This is a genomic window from Aeromonas sp. FDAARGOS 1409 (assembly GCF_019048705.1).
Classification (GTDB): Bacteria; Pseudomonadota; Gammaproteobacteria; order Enterobacterales; family Aeromonadaceae; genus Aeromonas; species Aeromonas sanarellii.
This window is the reverse complement of the sequence record NZ_CP077395.1, coordinates 637,308-652,898: the sequence shown is the minus strand read 5'-3', so window position 1 is coordinate 652,898 and position 15,591 is coordinate 637,308. Positions and strand designations below refer to the sequence as shown.

12 protein-coding genes are annotated in these 15,591 nt (G+C 63.2%); 9 read left to right on the top strand and 3 right to left on the bottom strand.

What is annotated here, in order from left to right; translation table 11 throughout:
* Positions 1 to 3: 3 nt before the first annotated feature.
* The 5 genes from lepB to pdxJ all read left to right on the top strand — a co-directional run bounded on the left by lepB (position 4) and on the right by pdxJ (position 4,019).
* Entirely contained in the window at positions 4 to 927 is a 924-nt protein-coding gene (gene lepB, locus I6L39_RS03025) for a signal peptidase I (RefSeq protein ID WP_209794059.1), read from the top strand.
* A complete protein-coding gene (rnc, locus tag I6L39_RS03020) occupies positions 928 to 1,599 on the top strand; it encodes a ribonuclease III (RefSeq protein WP_042077212.1) in 672 nt (223 codons plus the stop codon).
* Positions 1,596 to 2,501 (top strand): GTPase Era, encoded by a 906-nt coding sequence (gene era / locus I6L39_RS03015; protein WP_216990985.1) that lies wholly within the window; start codon positions 1,596 to 1,598, stop codon positions 2,499 to 2,501. The genes rnc and era overlap by 4 nt, the downstream gene beginning before the upstream one ends.
* Positions 2,502 to 3,209: a DNA repair protein RecO gene (recO, locus tag I6L39_RS03010; RefSeq protein WP_042077210.1), complete on the top strand. Its 708-nt coding sequence runs from the start codon at positions 2,502 to 2,504 to the stop codon at positions 3,207 to 3,209.
* A gap of 72 nt (positions 3,210 to 3,281) precedes the next feature.
* Entirely contained in the window at positions 3,282 to 4,019 is a 738-nt protein-coding gene (pdxJ, locus tag I6L39_RS03005) for a pyridoxine 5'-phosphate synthase (RefSeq protein ID WP_042077208.1), read from the top strand.
* A 152-nt stretch (positions 4,020 to 4,171) separates the two neighbouring features.
* On the opposite strand, the gene I6L39_RS03000 is transcribed toward pdxJ, so the two are convergent.
* The 3 genes from I6L39_RS03000 to barA form a co-directional block, all read right to left on the bottom strand.
* Complete coding sequence (locus I6L39_RS03000) at positions 4,172 to 5,068, bottom strand: N-acetylmuramoyl-L-alanine amidase (RefSeq protein ID WP_216990984.1); 897 nt, start codon at positions 5,066 to 5,068, stop codon at positions 4,172 to 4,174.
* 32 nt (positions 5,069 to 5,100) lie between these two features.
* Positions 5,101 to 5,586 carry a DUF1456 family protein gene (locus I6L39_RS02995; protein WP_216990983.1) on the bottom strand — a complete coding sequence of 162 codons (486 nt, stop codon included), beginning with the start codon at positions 5,584 to 5,586 and terminating at the stop codon, positions 5,101 to 5,103.
* 63 nt (positions 5,587 to 5,649) lie between these two features.
* Positions 5,650 to 8,385 carry a two-component sensor histidine kinase BarA gene (gene barA / locus I6L39_RS02990; RefSeq protein ID WP_216990982.1) on the bottom strand — a complete coding sequence of 912 codons (2,736 nt, stop codon included), beginning with the start codon at positions 8,383 to 8,385 and terminating at the stop codon, positions 5,650 to 5,652.
* 272 nt (positions 8,386 to 8,657) lie between these two features.
* On the opposite strand from barA, the gene rlmD reads away from it, so the two are divergent.
* From rlmD to pyrG, 4 genes are all read left to right on the top strand, one after another.
* Positions 8,658 to 9,980, top strand: coding sequence for a 23S rRNA (uracil(1939)-C(5))-methyltransferase RlmD (gene rlmD / locus I6L39_RS02985; protein ID WP_209794064.1), 1,323 nt, complete (start codon positions 8,658 to 8,660; stop codon positions 9,978 to 9,980).
* A 493-nt stretch (positions 9,981 to 10,473) separates the two neighbouring features.
* Positions 10,474 to 12,684, top strand: coding sequence for a GTP diphosphokinase (gene relA / locus I6L39_RS02980; RefSeq protein WP_216990981.1), 2,211 nt, complete (start codon positions 10,474 to 10,476; stop codon positions 12,682 to 12,684).
* Between the two features lie 171 nt (positions 12,685 to 12,855).
* Entirely contained in the window at positions 12,856 to 13,653 is a 798-nt protein-coding gene (mazG, locus tag I6L39_RS02975) for a nucleoside triphosphate pyrophosphohydrolase (protein WP_216990980.1), read from the top strand.
* A gap of 218 nt (positions 13,654 to 13,871) precedes the next feature.
* The gene (pyrG, locus tag I6L39_RS02970; protein ID WP_041211063.1) at positions 13,872 to 15,509 is read left to right on the top strand and encodes a glutamine hydrolyzing CTP synthase; all 1,638 of its coding nucleotides are present in this window, start codon (positions 13,872 to 13,874) and stop codon (positions 15,507 to 15,509) included.
* Positions 15,510 to 15,591 lie beyond the last annotated feature (82 nt).

Sequence of the window (15,591 nt, the reverse complement as noted above, 5' to 3'; positions counted from 1 at the left end):
TCGATGGCAAGCACCTTTTCCCTGATCCTCGTCGTCGTCACCGTACTGACCGGCATCATCTGGACCGTCGACAAGCTGGTCTGGGCCAAGCAGCGGGCGGCCAAGATCGCGGCCGCCCGTGCCAGCGCCGGCCCGGGCGTGGACGAGAAGACCCTGGCCAAGGTGGCCCCCATGCCGGTCTGGATCGAACAGACCGGCGGGGTCTTCCCTGTCATCGCCCTGGTGCTGATCCTGCGCTCCTTCATCTTCGAGCCGTTCCAGATCCCGTCCGGCTCCATGATGCCCACCCTGCTGGTGGGAGACTTCATCCTGGTGGAGAAGTTCGCCTACGGTCTCAAGGACCCGGTGACCAACACCAAGTTCCTCGAGACCGGCGAGCCCAAGCGCGGCGACGTGGTGGTCTTCAAGTATCCGCTGGATACCCGGGTGGACTACATCAAGCGGGTGGTCGGCATGCCGGGGGACAGGGTCATCTACCGTAACAAGGAGCTGATGATCCGGCCCAAGTGCGACGAACAGGAAGGGAAAACCTGCCCGGGCTTCGAGAAGCTGGACGTCAAGTTCGAGCAGCGTGGCGAATTTAGCCAGATGGGGATCCCGCTGGATCGCTACACCGAGCAGCTGGGCGAGGTTTCTCACGAGACCCTTCGCAACCCGCTGATGCCGGACCTGGTGGATCGCTACTATCGCCAGCCCGGTACCTACCCGGATGAGTGGGTGGTGCCGGAAGGCCACTACTTCGTGATGGGCGACAACCGCGACAACAGCACCGACAGCCGTTTCTGGGGCTTCGTGCCCGAGCAGAACCTGGTGGGCAAGGCCGTCGCCATCTGGATCAGTTTCGAATTCGAGCGCGAGGAAGGCTCCAGCTTGCCGAGCTGGGTGCCGACCGGTGTGCGCTTCAACCGCATTGGCGGAATCAAGTAAATGAATATCAAGATGAACAGACTGCAGTCCCGTCTCGGGCATGTCTTTCAGGAACCTGAGCTGCTGACCCGGGCACTGACCCATCGCAGCGCCGGCTCCCGCCACAACGAGCGCCTGGAATTCCTGGGAGACTCCATCCTGAGCCTGGTGATTGCCGACGATCTCTTCCACCGCTTCCCGCAGGCGGCGGAGGGGGATCTCAGCCGGATGCGCGCCACCCTGGTGCGCGAGAAGACGCTGGCCGAACTGGGCCGGGAGTTCGACCTCGGGGATCACCTGATCCTGGGGCCGGGCGAGCTCAAGAGCGGCGGTTTTCGCCGCGAGTCGATCCTGGCCGACACGGTCGAGGCGGTGATCGGCGCCATCTATCTGGATACGGATCTGGAACGGGTGCGCAGCCTCCTGCTCGGCTGGTACGCCAGCCGCCTGGAGGAGATCAAGCCCGGCATCGAGCAGAAGGATCCCAAGACCCGGTTGCAGGAGATCCTGCAGGGCAGCCGCAAATCCCTGCCGACCTACACGGTGACCAACGTCAAGGGTGAGGCCCACAACCAGGAGTTCACCGTCCAGTGCGAAGTGGATGGTCTGGATGGTCCCCTGGTCGGGGTCGGCACCAGCCGCCGCAAGGCCGAACAGGCCGCCGCGCAGCAAGCATTGGAAAGATTGTCATGACGGATACAGATAGCACCTACTGCGGCTTTGTCGCCATCGTCGGCCGCCCCAACGTGGGCAAGTCCACCCTGCTGAACAAGCTGCTCGGTCAGAAGGTCAGCATCACCTCGAAGAAGCCCCAGACCACCCGTCACCGGATCCTGGGGATCGACACCGAGGATAACTACCAGACCATCTACGTGGACACCCCGGGTCTGCACATCGAGGAGAAGCGGGCCATCAACCGCCTGATGAACCGCGCCGCCACCAGTTCCCTGGGGGACGTGGCCATGGTGGTGTTCGTGGTGGACGGCACCCACTGGACCAAGGACGACGAGATGGTGCTCGGCAAGTTGCGCCACCTCAAGTGCCCCGTGGTGCTGGCGGTCAACAAGATCGACAACGTCAAGGAGAAGGAGGATCTGCTGCCGCACCTCGAGTGGCTGGGCCAGCAGATGGCCTTCTCCCACATCCTGCCCATCAGCGCCGAGAAGGGCACCAACGTGGAGAAGATCCGCGAGTGGGCCAAGGATCTGCTGCCGGAGAACGTGCACTTCTTCCCGGAAGACTACGTGACCGACCGCTCCTCCCGCTTCATGGCCTCCGAGATCATCCGCGAGAAGCTGATGCGCTTCACCGGTGAGGAGCTGCCCTATTCGGTGACGGTGGAGATCGAGCGCTTCAAGGTGGAGGAGACCGGTCTCTACCACATCCACGGGCTCATCCTGGTGGAGCGCGAAGGCCAGAAGAAGATGGTCATCGGCAACAAGGGCGAGAAGATCAAGACCATCGGCACAGAGGCGCGCATCGACATGGAACGGCTGTTCCAGAACAAGGTGCATCTCGAGCTGTGGGTCAAGGTCAAGTCCGGCTGGGCCGACGACGAGCGGGCCCTGCGCAGCCTCGGGTATGGCGACGACTGATTGCTGACCCCGGCTTTCGTCATCCACAGTCGGCCCTATCGGGAGACCAGCCAGCTGGTCGAGGTCTTCACCCAGGATAGCGGTCGCTTTACCCTGGTGGCTCGCGGTTCCCGTGGGCCACGCTCCTCTCTGAAGGGGCTGTTGCAGCCCTTCACCCTGCTCACCATCGCCTGGCGCGGCAAAGGGGATCTCAAGAACCTCACCCAGGTGGAGTGCCCGGATCACTCCCTGCGTCTCGGCGGCGATCGCCTCTTCTACGGCCTCTATCTCAACGAGCTGGTCTACTACCTGCTGGAAGCTCATACCCCCTTCCCCGAGGTGTTCGACGCCTATGCCCGCGCCATCATGGCCCTGGCGGATGGCGAGACCCCGGAGCTGCCCCTGCGCCGCTTCGAGTTTCTGCTGCTTCAGGCGCTGGGTTATGCGGTGGACTTTGAATATGCCGCCGACGACGAGTCGCCCATCGACCCCACCCTGCTCTACGGCTTCGAGCGGGAGCTCGGCTTTGTCGCTTGCGAGCGGGCGCCGGATCCCCGTACCCTGTTCCTCGGCGCCCACCTGCTGGCCTTCGCCGAGGGGCGTTTCGACACGCCCCCCCTGTTGCAGGCGGCCAAGCGATTCAGCCGGCTGGCACTGCAGCCCTACCTGGGAAAGCGGCAGTTGAAGAGCCGGGAGCTGTTTTTAAAACGCAGAGCCACGCAAGGCTGACATACGGATATCGAGGCTGGCGCGAGGGCGGCAGCCGCACAGTTAACAGAAGTATTTTCAAGGAGTTAAGCAATGAGCGAGATCTACCTGGGCGTGAACATCGACCATATCGCCACCCTGCGCAATGCCCGCGGCACCCAGTACCCGGATCCGGTGCAGGCCGCCTTCGTGGCCGAGCAGGCCGGGGCCGATGGCATCACTGTGCACCTGCGGGAAGATCGCCGCCATATCACAGACCGGGACGTGGAGATCCTGCGCCAGACCATCCAGACCAGGATGAACCTGGAGATGGCGGTGACCGAGGAGATGATAGGCATCGCCTGCCGCATCAAGCCCCACTTCGTCTGCCTGGTGCCGGAGAAGCGTACCGAGGTGACCACCGAGGGGGGCCTGGACGTGGCCGGCCAGTTGGACAAGGTGACCGATGCGGTGACCCGCCTCGCTGCCGTCGGTGCCCAGGTGTCGCTCTTCATCGATGCCGACCCCATCCAGATCGACGCGGCTGCCGAGAGCGGCGCCCCCTTCATCGAGATCCACACCGGCCGCTACGCCGATGCCACCACGGATGCCGAGCGCAACGCCGAGTTCAAGCGCATCGCCGCCGGGGCCTCCTATGCCGCCGGCAAGGGGCTCAAGGTCAATGCCGGCCACGGCCTGCACTACCACAACGTCAAGGCCATCGCCGCCATCCCCGAGCTCTATGAGCTCAACATCGGCCACGCCATCATAGGTCGCGCCGCCTTCGACGGCCTGGCCAAGGCGGTCAGCGACATGCGCCTGCTGATGCAGGAAGCCCGTCAGGGGATCTGACTTCAGCCCTGTTGCCGATGACAACCAACGAGGGACGCCGTGGCGTCCCTCGTCGTCTTTGGTGTGCAGGGGGCAGTCCGGCCCTGCCAGGTCGCTCAGGAGAGGGGTTGGCACCCAGCATCCCCATATCTGCGAAGACCGCAGGCCCTTGCCTATTGCTCGGGGAAGTAGCGCTCCAGCAACGCCATCAGGATGGCCTGGCACTCGGCATCCGACTCTCCGGTTATCAGGGCCGGGCGGAAATGGAGCTGGAAGGCGCGCATCGCGGCGCGGCTCTGCTCGTCCCACTCGCCGCTCGGCGCTATGCCATAGCCGTATCGGGCCAGCTGCTGCTGCCATTGCAGGGCATCCCAGGCGGGGAGTGGCGTCTGGCGCAGCTCGGCCACCCTGGCCTCGTCGGGCCAGGCGCCGACCCCGTACTCCAGGGCCAGCGTGCGCCAGGGGAAGTGGGGGCCGGGATCCTGCTTGCGCTCGGGGGCGACGTCGCTGTGGGCCAGCACCTGGGTCGGCGGTATGTCGTAACGCCGGACCAGTTCACGGGCCAGGGCGCCGACGGCGGCGATCTGGGCCGGGGTATAGGGCTGCCAGCGTCTCAGGTGGGCGGGCAGGGCCGCTTCTGTCTCGTCATACCCGAGATTCACTATCTCTATGCCCAGGGAGCTGGCGTTGAGCCCCGCATACTGATGCCAGCGGCTGCGACCGGCATGCCAGGCGCGCTGGCTGTCGGGCACCAGCTGGTAGACGGGCAGCGGACTCTGATCGGTATCGCGCGGCACCAGATAGTGGGCGCTCACCTTGTGCTCGGGTTCGGTCAGGAGGCGCAGGGAGCGGGTGTCGTCCTCATCCGTGTAGTGCAGGATCAGGAAGGCGATGCGGCCATTCTGGCTGGCGCTGGCATGCCGGGTATCGAGGCGGTAGGGGGCGGGCTGGCAGGCGCCGAGCAGCAGGATGAGGGGGAGCGACCAGAGCCAGCGCAGGCTGGCAGGGGGCCGGCACGCCCCGCCGCCCGCCGGTTGACGGGGGGGCAACGGCCTGCCGCGCCGGCTCATGGCTCAGCCTCGCGCCTTGCCAGGGGCGGTGATCACGGCTCGGACCTGTACTTGGCGGTCAGGCCGATGAGGAAGTTGCGCAGGATCTGATCCCCGCAATCCTGATAGTGCTTGTGATCCCTGGCGCGGAACAGGGAGCTCAGCTCGGACTTAGAGAGGTTGAAGTTCGCGAGCTTGAGGGTGCCCAGCATGTCCTCTTCCTTGTAGTTGAGGCCGATGCGCAGCTTGCGCAGGATCAGGTTGTTGTTGATCCGGTTCGGGATCACCTGGGGCGGCGCATCCTCCCGCACGCCGCGGCGCAGGGCGATGAAGCCGTCGAGAAACTGGCTCAGGGCCGAGTCCGGGCAGGTGGCGAAGCCCGCTTCCTGTGCCTCGCCCTCTTCCGCCTCCTTCATCAGCCAGCCATGGAGCTGGGCGTGGGTGATGGCCAGATTGCCCTTGGCGAAGATCTCGACCATCTGGTCGTTGCTGATGCTGAGGGCATAGCGCAGGCGGCGCAGAATATCGTTGTTGGTCATGTTGACTCCTGTGGAAACGGCGCGATGTTACCACCTGCCGGCGTCGCAGTCAGAAAAAGCGCCTCAGTCGGCCAGGGCCAGGTAAGGGGGGGCCTCCCGCCTCACCTGCTCCAGGGCATCCTGCAGCTCCAGCAACTCGGGTTCGAGATCGCTCACGGCCACCCCGTCCCGCAGCTGCTGCTCGAGCTGGGAGAGCAGGCGTTGCAGGCCGGGGACTCCGGAGTAGGCGCAGCCGCCGTTGAGGCGGTGGAGCTGGGCCAGCACCTCGGCGTCGTCGGCCGTCCCTTCCAGGGCTGCCTCAAGCAGGGGCTCCACTTCGTCGAAACTGGCCAGCAGCATGGTCAGCATCTCCTTGGCCAGCGCCTGCTTGCCGGCGGCCTGGCGCACGGCGAGGTCCCAGTCTATCTGTCGATCCCCGTGATTCTGGTGGCGCCGGTGGGCGAAGTCGGTGATGAGCTGCGCCAGCATCCCCTCGTCGATGGGCTTGGCCAGGTAGTCATCCATCCCCTGGCGGATCAACCGCTCCCGCTCGCCCGGGATGGCGTGGGCGGTCACCGCGACTATGGGGGTCTCGGTGTTGAGGGAGTGATGGCGGATCGCCTGGGTGGCGCTGATGCCGTCCATGACGGGCATCTGGATATCCATGAAGATGATGTCGAACGGCTGGCTCTGGGCCAGGTTGACCGCCTCCTTGCCGTTCTTGCACACCACCACCTCGGTCACCATCTCCTTGAGCATGGCGGCGATGAGCTTGAGGTTGGCGGCGTTGTCATCCACCGCCAGCACCTTGACGGCCTGCACCTTGATCTCCTGCCCGGTGCGCTGCGACGGCGCGGGCAGAGGTGTGCTCCTGGCCGCCTCGGGGGAGAGCAGGGCGTGCAGCAGCTTGCGATGGTTGATGGGCTTGGAGAGGCAGTGGACGGCACCATGGGCCAGCATGGCGTCATAGAGCGACGGCTCGTGGCTGCTGAGCATCACTATGGTGTTCTGCTGGCCGTCCAGGCCGTCGAGGCGGGCAATCACCTGCTGCGGGCTGTGCAGGGTGCTGCTGCCGATGAGCACCATGTCCTGGCTGCTCATCTGGGGCCACTCCTCGTCCACCGTCAGGGAGTGCACGTCCAGCTGCCACTCGGCCAGCAGGGCGAGCAGGGAGGCGTGGGTGAAGGGATCCGGCTCCAGCAGCCAGACCCGCTTGCCGAGGATGCGATCCAGCGGCAGCCGCTCGGTCTGAGGCAGGGGGGAGACATCCAGCTCCAGGTTGAAGGAGAAGACGGAACCCTTGCCAAGCTCGGATTCGAACCGGATCTGGCCCCCCATCTGCTGCACCAGCTTCTGGGTGATGACGAGCCCGAGGCCGGTGCCCCCATAACGGCGCGAGATCGACGAGTCGGCCTGGTTGAAGGCCTGGAACAGCTGGCGCTGCTGCTCTTCCGAGATGCCGATGCCGGTATCGCGAATGAGCACCCGCAGGCGCACCTTGTTGCCGCTCGATTCGCCGGTCTGCTCGACACGCACGTCCACGTTGCCGCGCTCGGTGAACTTGATGGCGTTGCCGGTGAGGTTGGTGAGCACCTGCTGCAGGCGCATGGGGTCGCCGGTGAGGTAGTCCGGCACGGCGGCATCCACCTGCAGGGAGAGCTCGAGCTGCTTGTCGTGGGCGCTGGGGCCCAGCAGGTGCATGGTCTCGTTGAGGGTGTCCCGCAGGCTGAAGGGGATATGCTCCAGTTGCAGCTTGCCCGCCTCCAGCTTGGAGAAGTCGAGGATGTCGTTGATGATGCCGAGCAGGTTGCGCGCCGACTTCTCTATGGTCTGCATGTAGTCGGTCTGGCTCGGGGTCAGGCTGGTCTTGAGCAGCTGGCGGGTGAAGCCGATGACGCCGTTGAGGGGGGTGCGCAGCTCGTGGGACATGTTGGCGAGGAACTCGGACTTGACCCTGGCCGCCTCCTGGGCGCGCTTCTTCGCCATGTCGAGCTCGACGTTCTGGATCTCGATCTGTTCCAGCGTCTCGCGCAGATCCGAGGTGGCCTGATCGATGTTCTGCTGCATCTCCTCGTGGTATTCAGAGAGCGCCTTCGCCATGGCGTTGATGCCGTTTTTCAGCATGTCCAGCTCGCCGGTGAGTTGGCCGCTGACCCGGGTGTCGAGCCGCCCCTCCCGGATTCGGTGCACCGCCTGCACCATGTCGGTGATGGGCTGGGTCACGCTCTTGACCAGACGAAAGCCGAACAGGGTACTGATGGCCAGACCGATGAGCACGATGACCACGGCGAAGAAGGCGTCGCGATACTGCAGGACGATGGCCCTGTCCGTGGCGAGCTGCATGGAGATGTAGCCGATGACGGGCGGCTCCAGATCGCTTGGCAGCGGGAAGCCGTCCAGGCTGGTCTCGGCCTGGATGGGGGTGCGCAAGATGATGTCATCGCCATTGAAGGAGACGCTGGTCAGGGCCGGGATGACGCTGCCGTCCGGCAGGCGCAACTGGCTGAAGTCCCGGTGGTAATTGGAGGTGACGAAGAGCTGGTTGTCCTGGGTGAAGACGGCGATGGACTTGATGAAGGGTGAATTCTTGCGATGGGTGAGCCCGATCAACCGCTTGAGGGACTCGCGGCTGTGCTGGGTCATCCCGTATTCGCTGGCGATGGCCAGCGGCTCTATGATGTTGATGCCCTGATCGATCAGGTTGTTTTCCAGCTGATGGTAGCGATGGAAGGTAAAGTAACCGGCGATCAGGCCGCCGATGATCAGGGTCGGCAAGATGGTAAAGGCCAGCACACGGGCTCTGAGGCCATACTTGGTCATGCTGGCAAACCGGCGGCAAGGGGGAACAAGGTCATCGCCCCGGGGGCGTGCCGGCGGAGGGGTCGGGCAGGCAATACAGTCGATGTCGCTGTACGGGGTCTCAGGCCGTATCCGGTCATATCAATGGGCCACTTTTGGTCAGAATGGGCGATGGGGCGGATGCCGCGGCTCGGGCACTCAGGCCGTATTTGGTCATACGATTATTCTTGTGGGACAATGGTCTGCCGCAGATTCCACAATCATGACATAGCCACCTATAGGCACCAAGTTTTATGGCCCAGTTTTTCAAGCCCCAAAAGAAATCCACCCAGCCCCAACGTATTGAATTTACGATAGACAGTCTGGATCACCACTGTGTCGGTGTCGGCCGTCATCAGGGCAAGGCGATCTTCGTCGAGGGGGCGCTGCCCGGCGAGCGGATCCAGGCCCGCATCATCGACGACAAGAAGCACTATGCCCACGGTGCCCTGCAGCAGGTGCTGACCCCGGCAGCCAATCGCATCGCCCCCTTCTGCGACCACTATCGCGAGTGTGGAGGTTGCAGCGCCCAGCACCTTGGTGAGGCGGATCAGCAGGCGGTCAAGGAGGCCGGTCTGGTCAGCCTGTTCGAGCGCCTCGGCAACATCCAGGCCCCGGCACTGGATCCCGTGCTGACGGGGGAGTCTCGCGCCTACCGCCGGGTCTGCCGGCTGGCCATCAAGTTTGACAAGAACGGCCGCTGCACCCGGGTGGGTTTCCGCCGTCGTCAATCGAACGATCTGGTGGAGATTGCCGGCTGCCCGGTGCTGGCCGCGCCGCTCTCGGCCCTCATCGCGCCGCTGCGGGACTGCCTCAACCGTCTCAAGAGCCAGCGCGAGCTGGGTCACGCCGAGCTCATCCAGGCCGAGCAGGGCATCATGATGCTGCTGCGCCACACGGGCCGTCCCAACGAGGCGGATCGCGCCCTGCTGATCGAATTCGCGCAAGCGCAAGGGATCGACCTCTATCTGCAGGCGGCGGACGATCGCATCGAACCTCTGCGCCAGCAATTTGCACTCGATTACACACTGGATGGCCTGTCTCTTGCATTTGCCCCCGGTGACTTCATCCAGGTCAATGGCCCCATCAACCAGCGCATGGTCGAGCAGGCGCTGGCCTGGCTCGGGGCGACCCGGGACGACAAGGTGCTGGATCTCTTCTGCGGCATCGGCAACTTCACCCTGCCGCTGGCCCGTCAGGCCCGGGAAGTGGTGGGGGTCGAGGGGGAGCTGGCCATGGTGGCCCGCGCCGAGGAGAACGCCCGCCGCAACGGCATCACCAATGCCCGCTTCTACAAGGCGGACTTGAGTGGCGACATCGTCGGCATGTCCTGGGCGCGGGAGGGATTTGACCTGGTCCTGCTGGATCCGGCGAGGCCCGGCGCCCTGGAGGTGATGAGCCACGTGGTGGCACTTGCACCGAAACGGGTGGTCTATGTCTCCTGCAACCCCGTCACCCTGGCCCGGGACAGCCGGGTGCTGGTGCAGGGGGGCTATCGGTTGACCCGGCTGGGGATGCTGGACATGTTCCCCCACACGGGGCATCTGGAATCCATGGCACTGTTCGAGCGGAAGTAAATGGATGTTCCCAAGCAGCGGCCATCTGGAGTCTGTGGCACTGTTCGAGCGGAAGTAAATGGATGTTCCCAAACAGCGGCCATCTGGGGTCTGTGGCACTGTTCGAACGGAAGTAAATGGATGTTCCCAAGCAGCGACCATCTGGAGTCTGTGGCACTGTTCGAACGGAAGTAAATGGATATTCCCAAGCAGCGGCCATCTGGAGTCCATGGTGCTGTTTGAACTGGGGGGAACGGACGTTTGTGCCGTGCCCCGGGGCAGGAGGGAGAAGCGGTGGCATTGGTTTTCCGATGGCCGCGGCGCTGTTTGAGCGGGAGTGATTAGGGTAATCTAGATCTTCAAAAATGGACCGGATGTGGGGGAGAGCCCTGCTGCCTTGCACGGCGGCATGCCTTGAAAACTCACCCATGCATCCCCATTTGAGGCAGTCATCAGCTGATGAGGGGTAGGGAAGGCATCGGCTTTCGGCCCCACACTTTTAAGGATTGATACCATGGTTGCGGTGCGCGATATTCATTTGAAAGACAATTTCACCCTGGAGGAGTGGGTCAGTTCCCTCTCCTTAAGTGAAAGTGACAAGAATCAGCTGCGAACCGTTTACCAGTATTGTCTGACGCTGGGTGACGAGGCGCTCACCAACCGCTTGCTGGTGCGCGGCGTCGAGATGGTGGGCATACTGCTGATGCTCAGCATGGATCTTGCCACCCTCAAGGCCGCCATTCTCTACCCCTTCGTCGAAGCGGGCCTCATCAGCCAGGAAAAGGTGAACGAGGACTTCGGTGCCAAGATCGCCAAGCTGGTGGAAGGGGTGCTGGAGATGGAGGCAATCCGCTCCCTGCAGACCCTGCACCGCAGCGAAACCTCCCCGGAACAGGTCGACAACGTGCGCCGCATGCTGCTCGCCATGGTGGAGGATGTGCGCGCCGTGGTGATCAAGCTGGCGGAGCGCATCGCCTGCCTGCGGGAGGCGAAGAAGGCCGATGAAGAGACCCGGGTGCTGATGGCCCAGGAGATCACCAACATCTATGCGCCGCTCGCGAACCGCCTCGGCATCGGCCAGCTCAAGTGGGAGCTGGAGGATCTCGCCTTCCGCTACCTGCATCCGGACACCTACAAGCAGATCGCCAAGCAACTCGACGAGAAACGTCTCGATCGGGAGCGCTACATCCGCGACTTCGTGCAAACCCTGCGGGATGCCCTGAAGGAGGCGGGGGTGGAGGCCGAGGTCTACGGCCGGCCGAAACACATCTACAGCATCTGGCGCAAGATGCAGAAGAAGCACCTCGAGTTCAACGAGCTGTTCGACGTGCGCGCGGTGCGGGTGATCACCAAGCGGCTGCAGGATTGCTACGCGGCGCTCGGCATAGTCCACACCCACTTCCACCATATCCCCCGCGAATTTGACGACTATGTCGCCAACCCCAAGCCCAACGGCTACCAGTCCATCCACACCGTGGTGGTGGGGGAGGAGGGCAAGACGGTGGAGATCCAGATCCGCACCGAGCAGATGCATCAGGATGCGGAGCTCGGCGTCGCCGCCCACTGGCGCTACAAGGAAGGGGCCCAGGCGGCTACCAAGACCAACACCTTCGAAGACAAGATCGAGTGGCTGCGCAAGCTCCTCGCCTGGCAGGAGGATCTCTCCGAGAGCGGATCATTGCTGGACGATCTGCGCAGTCAGGTGTTCGAGGACAGGGTCTATGTGTTCACCCCCAAGGGGGACGTGATTGACCTGCCGGCGGGCGCCACCCCGCTCGACTTCGCCTATCACGTGCACAGCATGATCGGCCACCGCTGCATCGGCACCAAGATAGACGGTCGCATCGTGCCCTTCACCTATACGCTGCAGACCGGCGATCAGGTGGAGGTGATCACCCAGAAGGAGCCGAACCCGAGCCGCGACTGGATGAACCCGAACGCCGGCTTCCTGCGCTCCAGCCGGGCGCGAGCCAAGGTGGCCACCTGGTTCAGGAAGCTGGATCGGGACAAGAACATCGCCGCCGGCAAGGAGTTGCTGGAGAAGGAGCTGGACAGGCACAACCTGACCCTCTCCAAGGTGGACAAGGTGGTGCTGGAACGCTTCCACGCCGAGGAGCTGGAGGACCTGCTGGCCGGCATCGGCAGCGGCGACATCCGCATCAACCAGCTGCTCAACTACCTGGACACCCGCTACAACAAGCCGACCGCCGAGGAAGAGGATCGCCGGCTGCTGGAGAAGCTGGAGCAGAAGGCCAACGTGCCGTTCCGTCCCAAGCCCAAGGACCACATCGTGGTAGAGGGGGTCGGCAATCTGATGACTCATATAGCCCGCTGCTGCCAGCCCATTCCGGGGGACGCCATCCAGGGCTTCATCACCATGGGCCGGGGTGTCTCCATCCACCGGGAGGATTGCGAGCAGCTCAAGGAGCTGTCGCGTCGCAACCCGGAGCGGCTGATCGATGCGGTCTGGGGGGAAAACTACTCCGGCGGCTACGGCCTCACCATCCGCATCCTCTCCAACGACAGATCCGGCCTGCTGCGCGACATCACGACCGTGCTCGCCAACGAGAAGATCAACGTGATGGGGGTGCGCTCGCGCTCCAACGTGCGCGAGCAGACCGCCGAGATCGACATGGAGCTGGAGATCTACAACATCAACGCCTTCAACCGGGCCCTGGCCAAGCTCAGCCAGCTCAACGACGTGATCAGCGCCAAGCGGCTGTAATGCCCAATCGACCGGCCCCAGTGGTCGGTCTGCATCTTCGCCCTCTTTGTAGCGCATTGAAGACGGATATCACGTGCCCCATCTCCTCCCGCAACTGCTCCACATCATGTGGAGCAGTTGCGGGACCTGACATTGATGAACCCCATTTACCGAATCGAAAGTGAGTTGCCCATGTCCCAACGCTACGACCTGCACCAACTGCTCGACATCATGGCCCGCCTGCGCGACCCGGACGGGGGTTGCCCCTGGGATCTCAAGCAGAGCTTCCAGACCATAGTGCCCCACACTCTGGAGGAGGCCTATGAGGTGGCCGACGCCATCGAGACCCAGGACTGGCAGGGGTTACAGGGCGAGCTCGGGGATCTGCTGTTCCAGGTGGTCTTCTACGCCCAGCTCGGCAAGGAGCAGGGGCTGTTCGATTTCGCCGACATCGTCGACACCGTGAGCGAGAAGCTCATTCGCCGTCATCCTCACGTCTTCTCCGACGCCGACCTTGGCGACGAGCAGGCGGTGAAGGCGAACTGGGAGGCGGAAAAGGCCAAAGAGCGCGCCGCCCTCGACAAAGCGAGCGTGCTGGATGACATTCCCCTCTCGCTGCCGGCCCTGACCCGGGCCGCCAAGATCCAGAAGCGCTGCGCCACCGTCGGCTTCGACTGGAAGACCCTGGGCCCCGTGGTGGACAAGATCCACGAGGAGATCGACGAGGTGATGGAAGAGGCGCTGATGGCGGACGTGGACGAGGCGCGGGTGAGCGACGAGCTCGGCGACCTGCTGTTTGCCACCGTCAACCTGGTGCGCCATCTGGGCAAGGATCCCGAGCAGGTGCTGCGGGCCGCCAACGCCAAGTTCGAGCGTCGTTTTCGTCAGGTTGAGCAGTTTATTGCCGCGGAAGGGCTGAAAATGACGGATTGCTCCCTGGAGAAGCTGGACGCCGCCTGGTCCAAGGCCAAGGAAACCGAGCGGAGTTGAACCGTGAACATGGTGGATGGCGCCTGAGGAAACAGGCCGTCATCCGGGACGGAACCAAAGAATCCGAGCAAAGTTGATTTGGCGCAAGACGGGGGGGCGGGGAGCCTGATAGATTTTTGTTCATTGTTTGGGAGTGGGGGTTTTGGTATACTGTTTCCCCGTCCTGCTTCATCCCCGAAGCACCCCTTAAAATTCCCTAAACTTCTTTCAGGTTCAGCATGACGACCAAATATATTTTTGTGACTGGTGGCGTTGTTTCATCCCTCGGCAAAGGCATTGCCGCAGCTTCTCTGGCAGCCATTCTGGAAGCCCGTGGTCTGGATGTGACCATCATGAAACTGGACCCCTATATCAACGTGGATCCGGGCACCATGAGCCCGACCCAGCACGGTGAAGTGTTCGTGACCGAGGACGGGGCCGAGACCGATCTGGATTTGGGCCACTACGAGCGTTTCATCCGCACCAAGATGACCCGCCGCAACAACTTCACCACCGGCCGCATCTATGCCGACGTGCTGCGCAAGGAGCGTCGTGGCGACTATCTGGGCGCCACCATCCAGGTCATCCCGCACATCACCAACGCCATCAAGGAGCGGGTGATTGCCGGTGCCGAAGGCCACCAGGTCGCCATCGTCGAGGTGGGCGGCACAGTGGGCGACATCGAGTCCCTGCCGTTCCTCGAAGCCATTCGTCAGCTGGCGGCCATCGTGGGTCGCAACAACGCCATGTTCATGCACCTGACCCTGGTTCCTTACCTGGCCGCTGCCGGCGAGGTGAAGACCAAGCCGACCCAGCACTCCGTGAAGGAGCTGCTCTCCATCGGCATTCAGCCGGATGTGCTGATCTGCCGCTCCGACCGCGCCATTCCGGCCAACGAGCGCGCCAAGATCGCCCTGTTCTGCAACGTGCCCGAGCGCGCCGTCATCTCCATGAAAGACGTCGACTCCATCTACAAGATCCCGGCGCTGCTGAAGTCCCAGGGTCTGGACGGCTACATCACCGAGCGCTTCGGCATCGAGTGCAAGGAAGCGGATCTGGCCGAGTGGGAACAGGTCATCTATGAAGAGGCCAACCCGACTGCCGAAGTGACCATCGGCATGGTGGGCAAGTACGTCTCCCTGCCGGACGCCTACAAGTCCGTCAACGAGGCGCTCAAGCACGGTGGCCTGAAGACCCGTCTCTCCGTCAACATCAAATACATCGATTCCCAGGACATCGAGACCCGTGGCGCCGAGCTGCTGGAAGGTCTGGATGCGATCCTGGTACCGGGCGGCTTCGGCGAGCGCGGCGTGGAAGGCAAGATCCTGGCCGCCAAATATGCCCGCGAGAACAAGATCCCGTACCTCGGTATCTGCCTGGGCATGCAGGTCGCCCTGATCGAATACGCCCGCAACGTGGCGGGCATGGAAGGGGCTCACTCCTCCGAATTCAAGAAAGATTGCGCCTATCCGGTCGTCGGCCTTATCACCGAGTGGGTGGATGACGAAGGCAACGTCGAGACCCGGACCGAGAAGTCCGATCTGGGCGGTACCATGCGTCTGGGTTCCCAGCTCTGCCACCTGGTGGAAGACTCCAAGGTGCGCCAGATGTACGGCAGCCCGACCATTTACGAGCGCCACCGTCACCGTTATGAAGTGAACAACAAGTTGCTGCCGCAGATTGAAGCGGCAGGCCTGAAGGTGACCGGTCTCTCCGCCGACAAGAAGCTGGTGGAAATCATCGAGATCCCGGATCACCCCTGGTTCGTGGCCGCGCAGTTCCACCCGGAGTTCACCTCGACTCCCCGTGATGGCCACGCCCTGTTCGCCGGTTTTGTGAAGGCGGCGGGCGAATATCAGAAGCGTAATTTGAAGTAATTGAAAATAAATGCGGTTGGGGCCCTGTGCCACAGCCGCTTTTTTTGGCATATTTTTGTTGTTTTTTTACGAAACCTGAGGA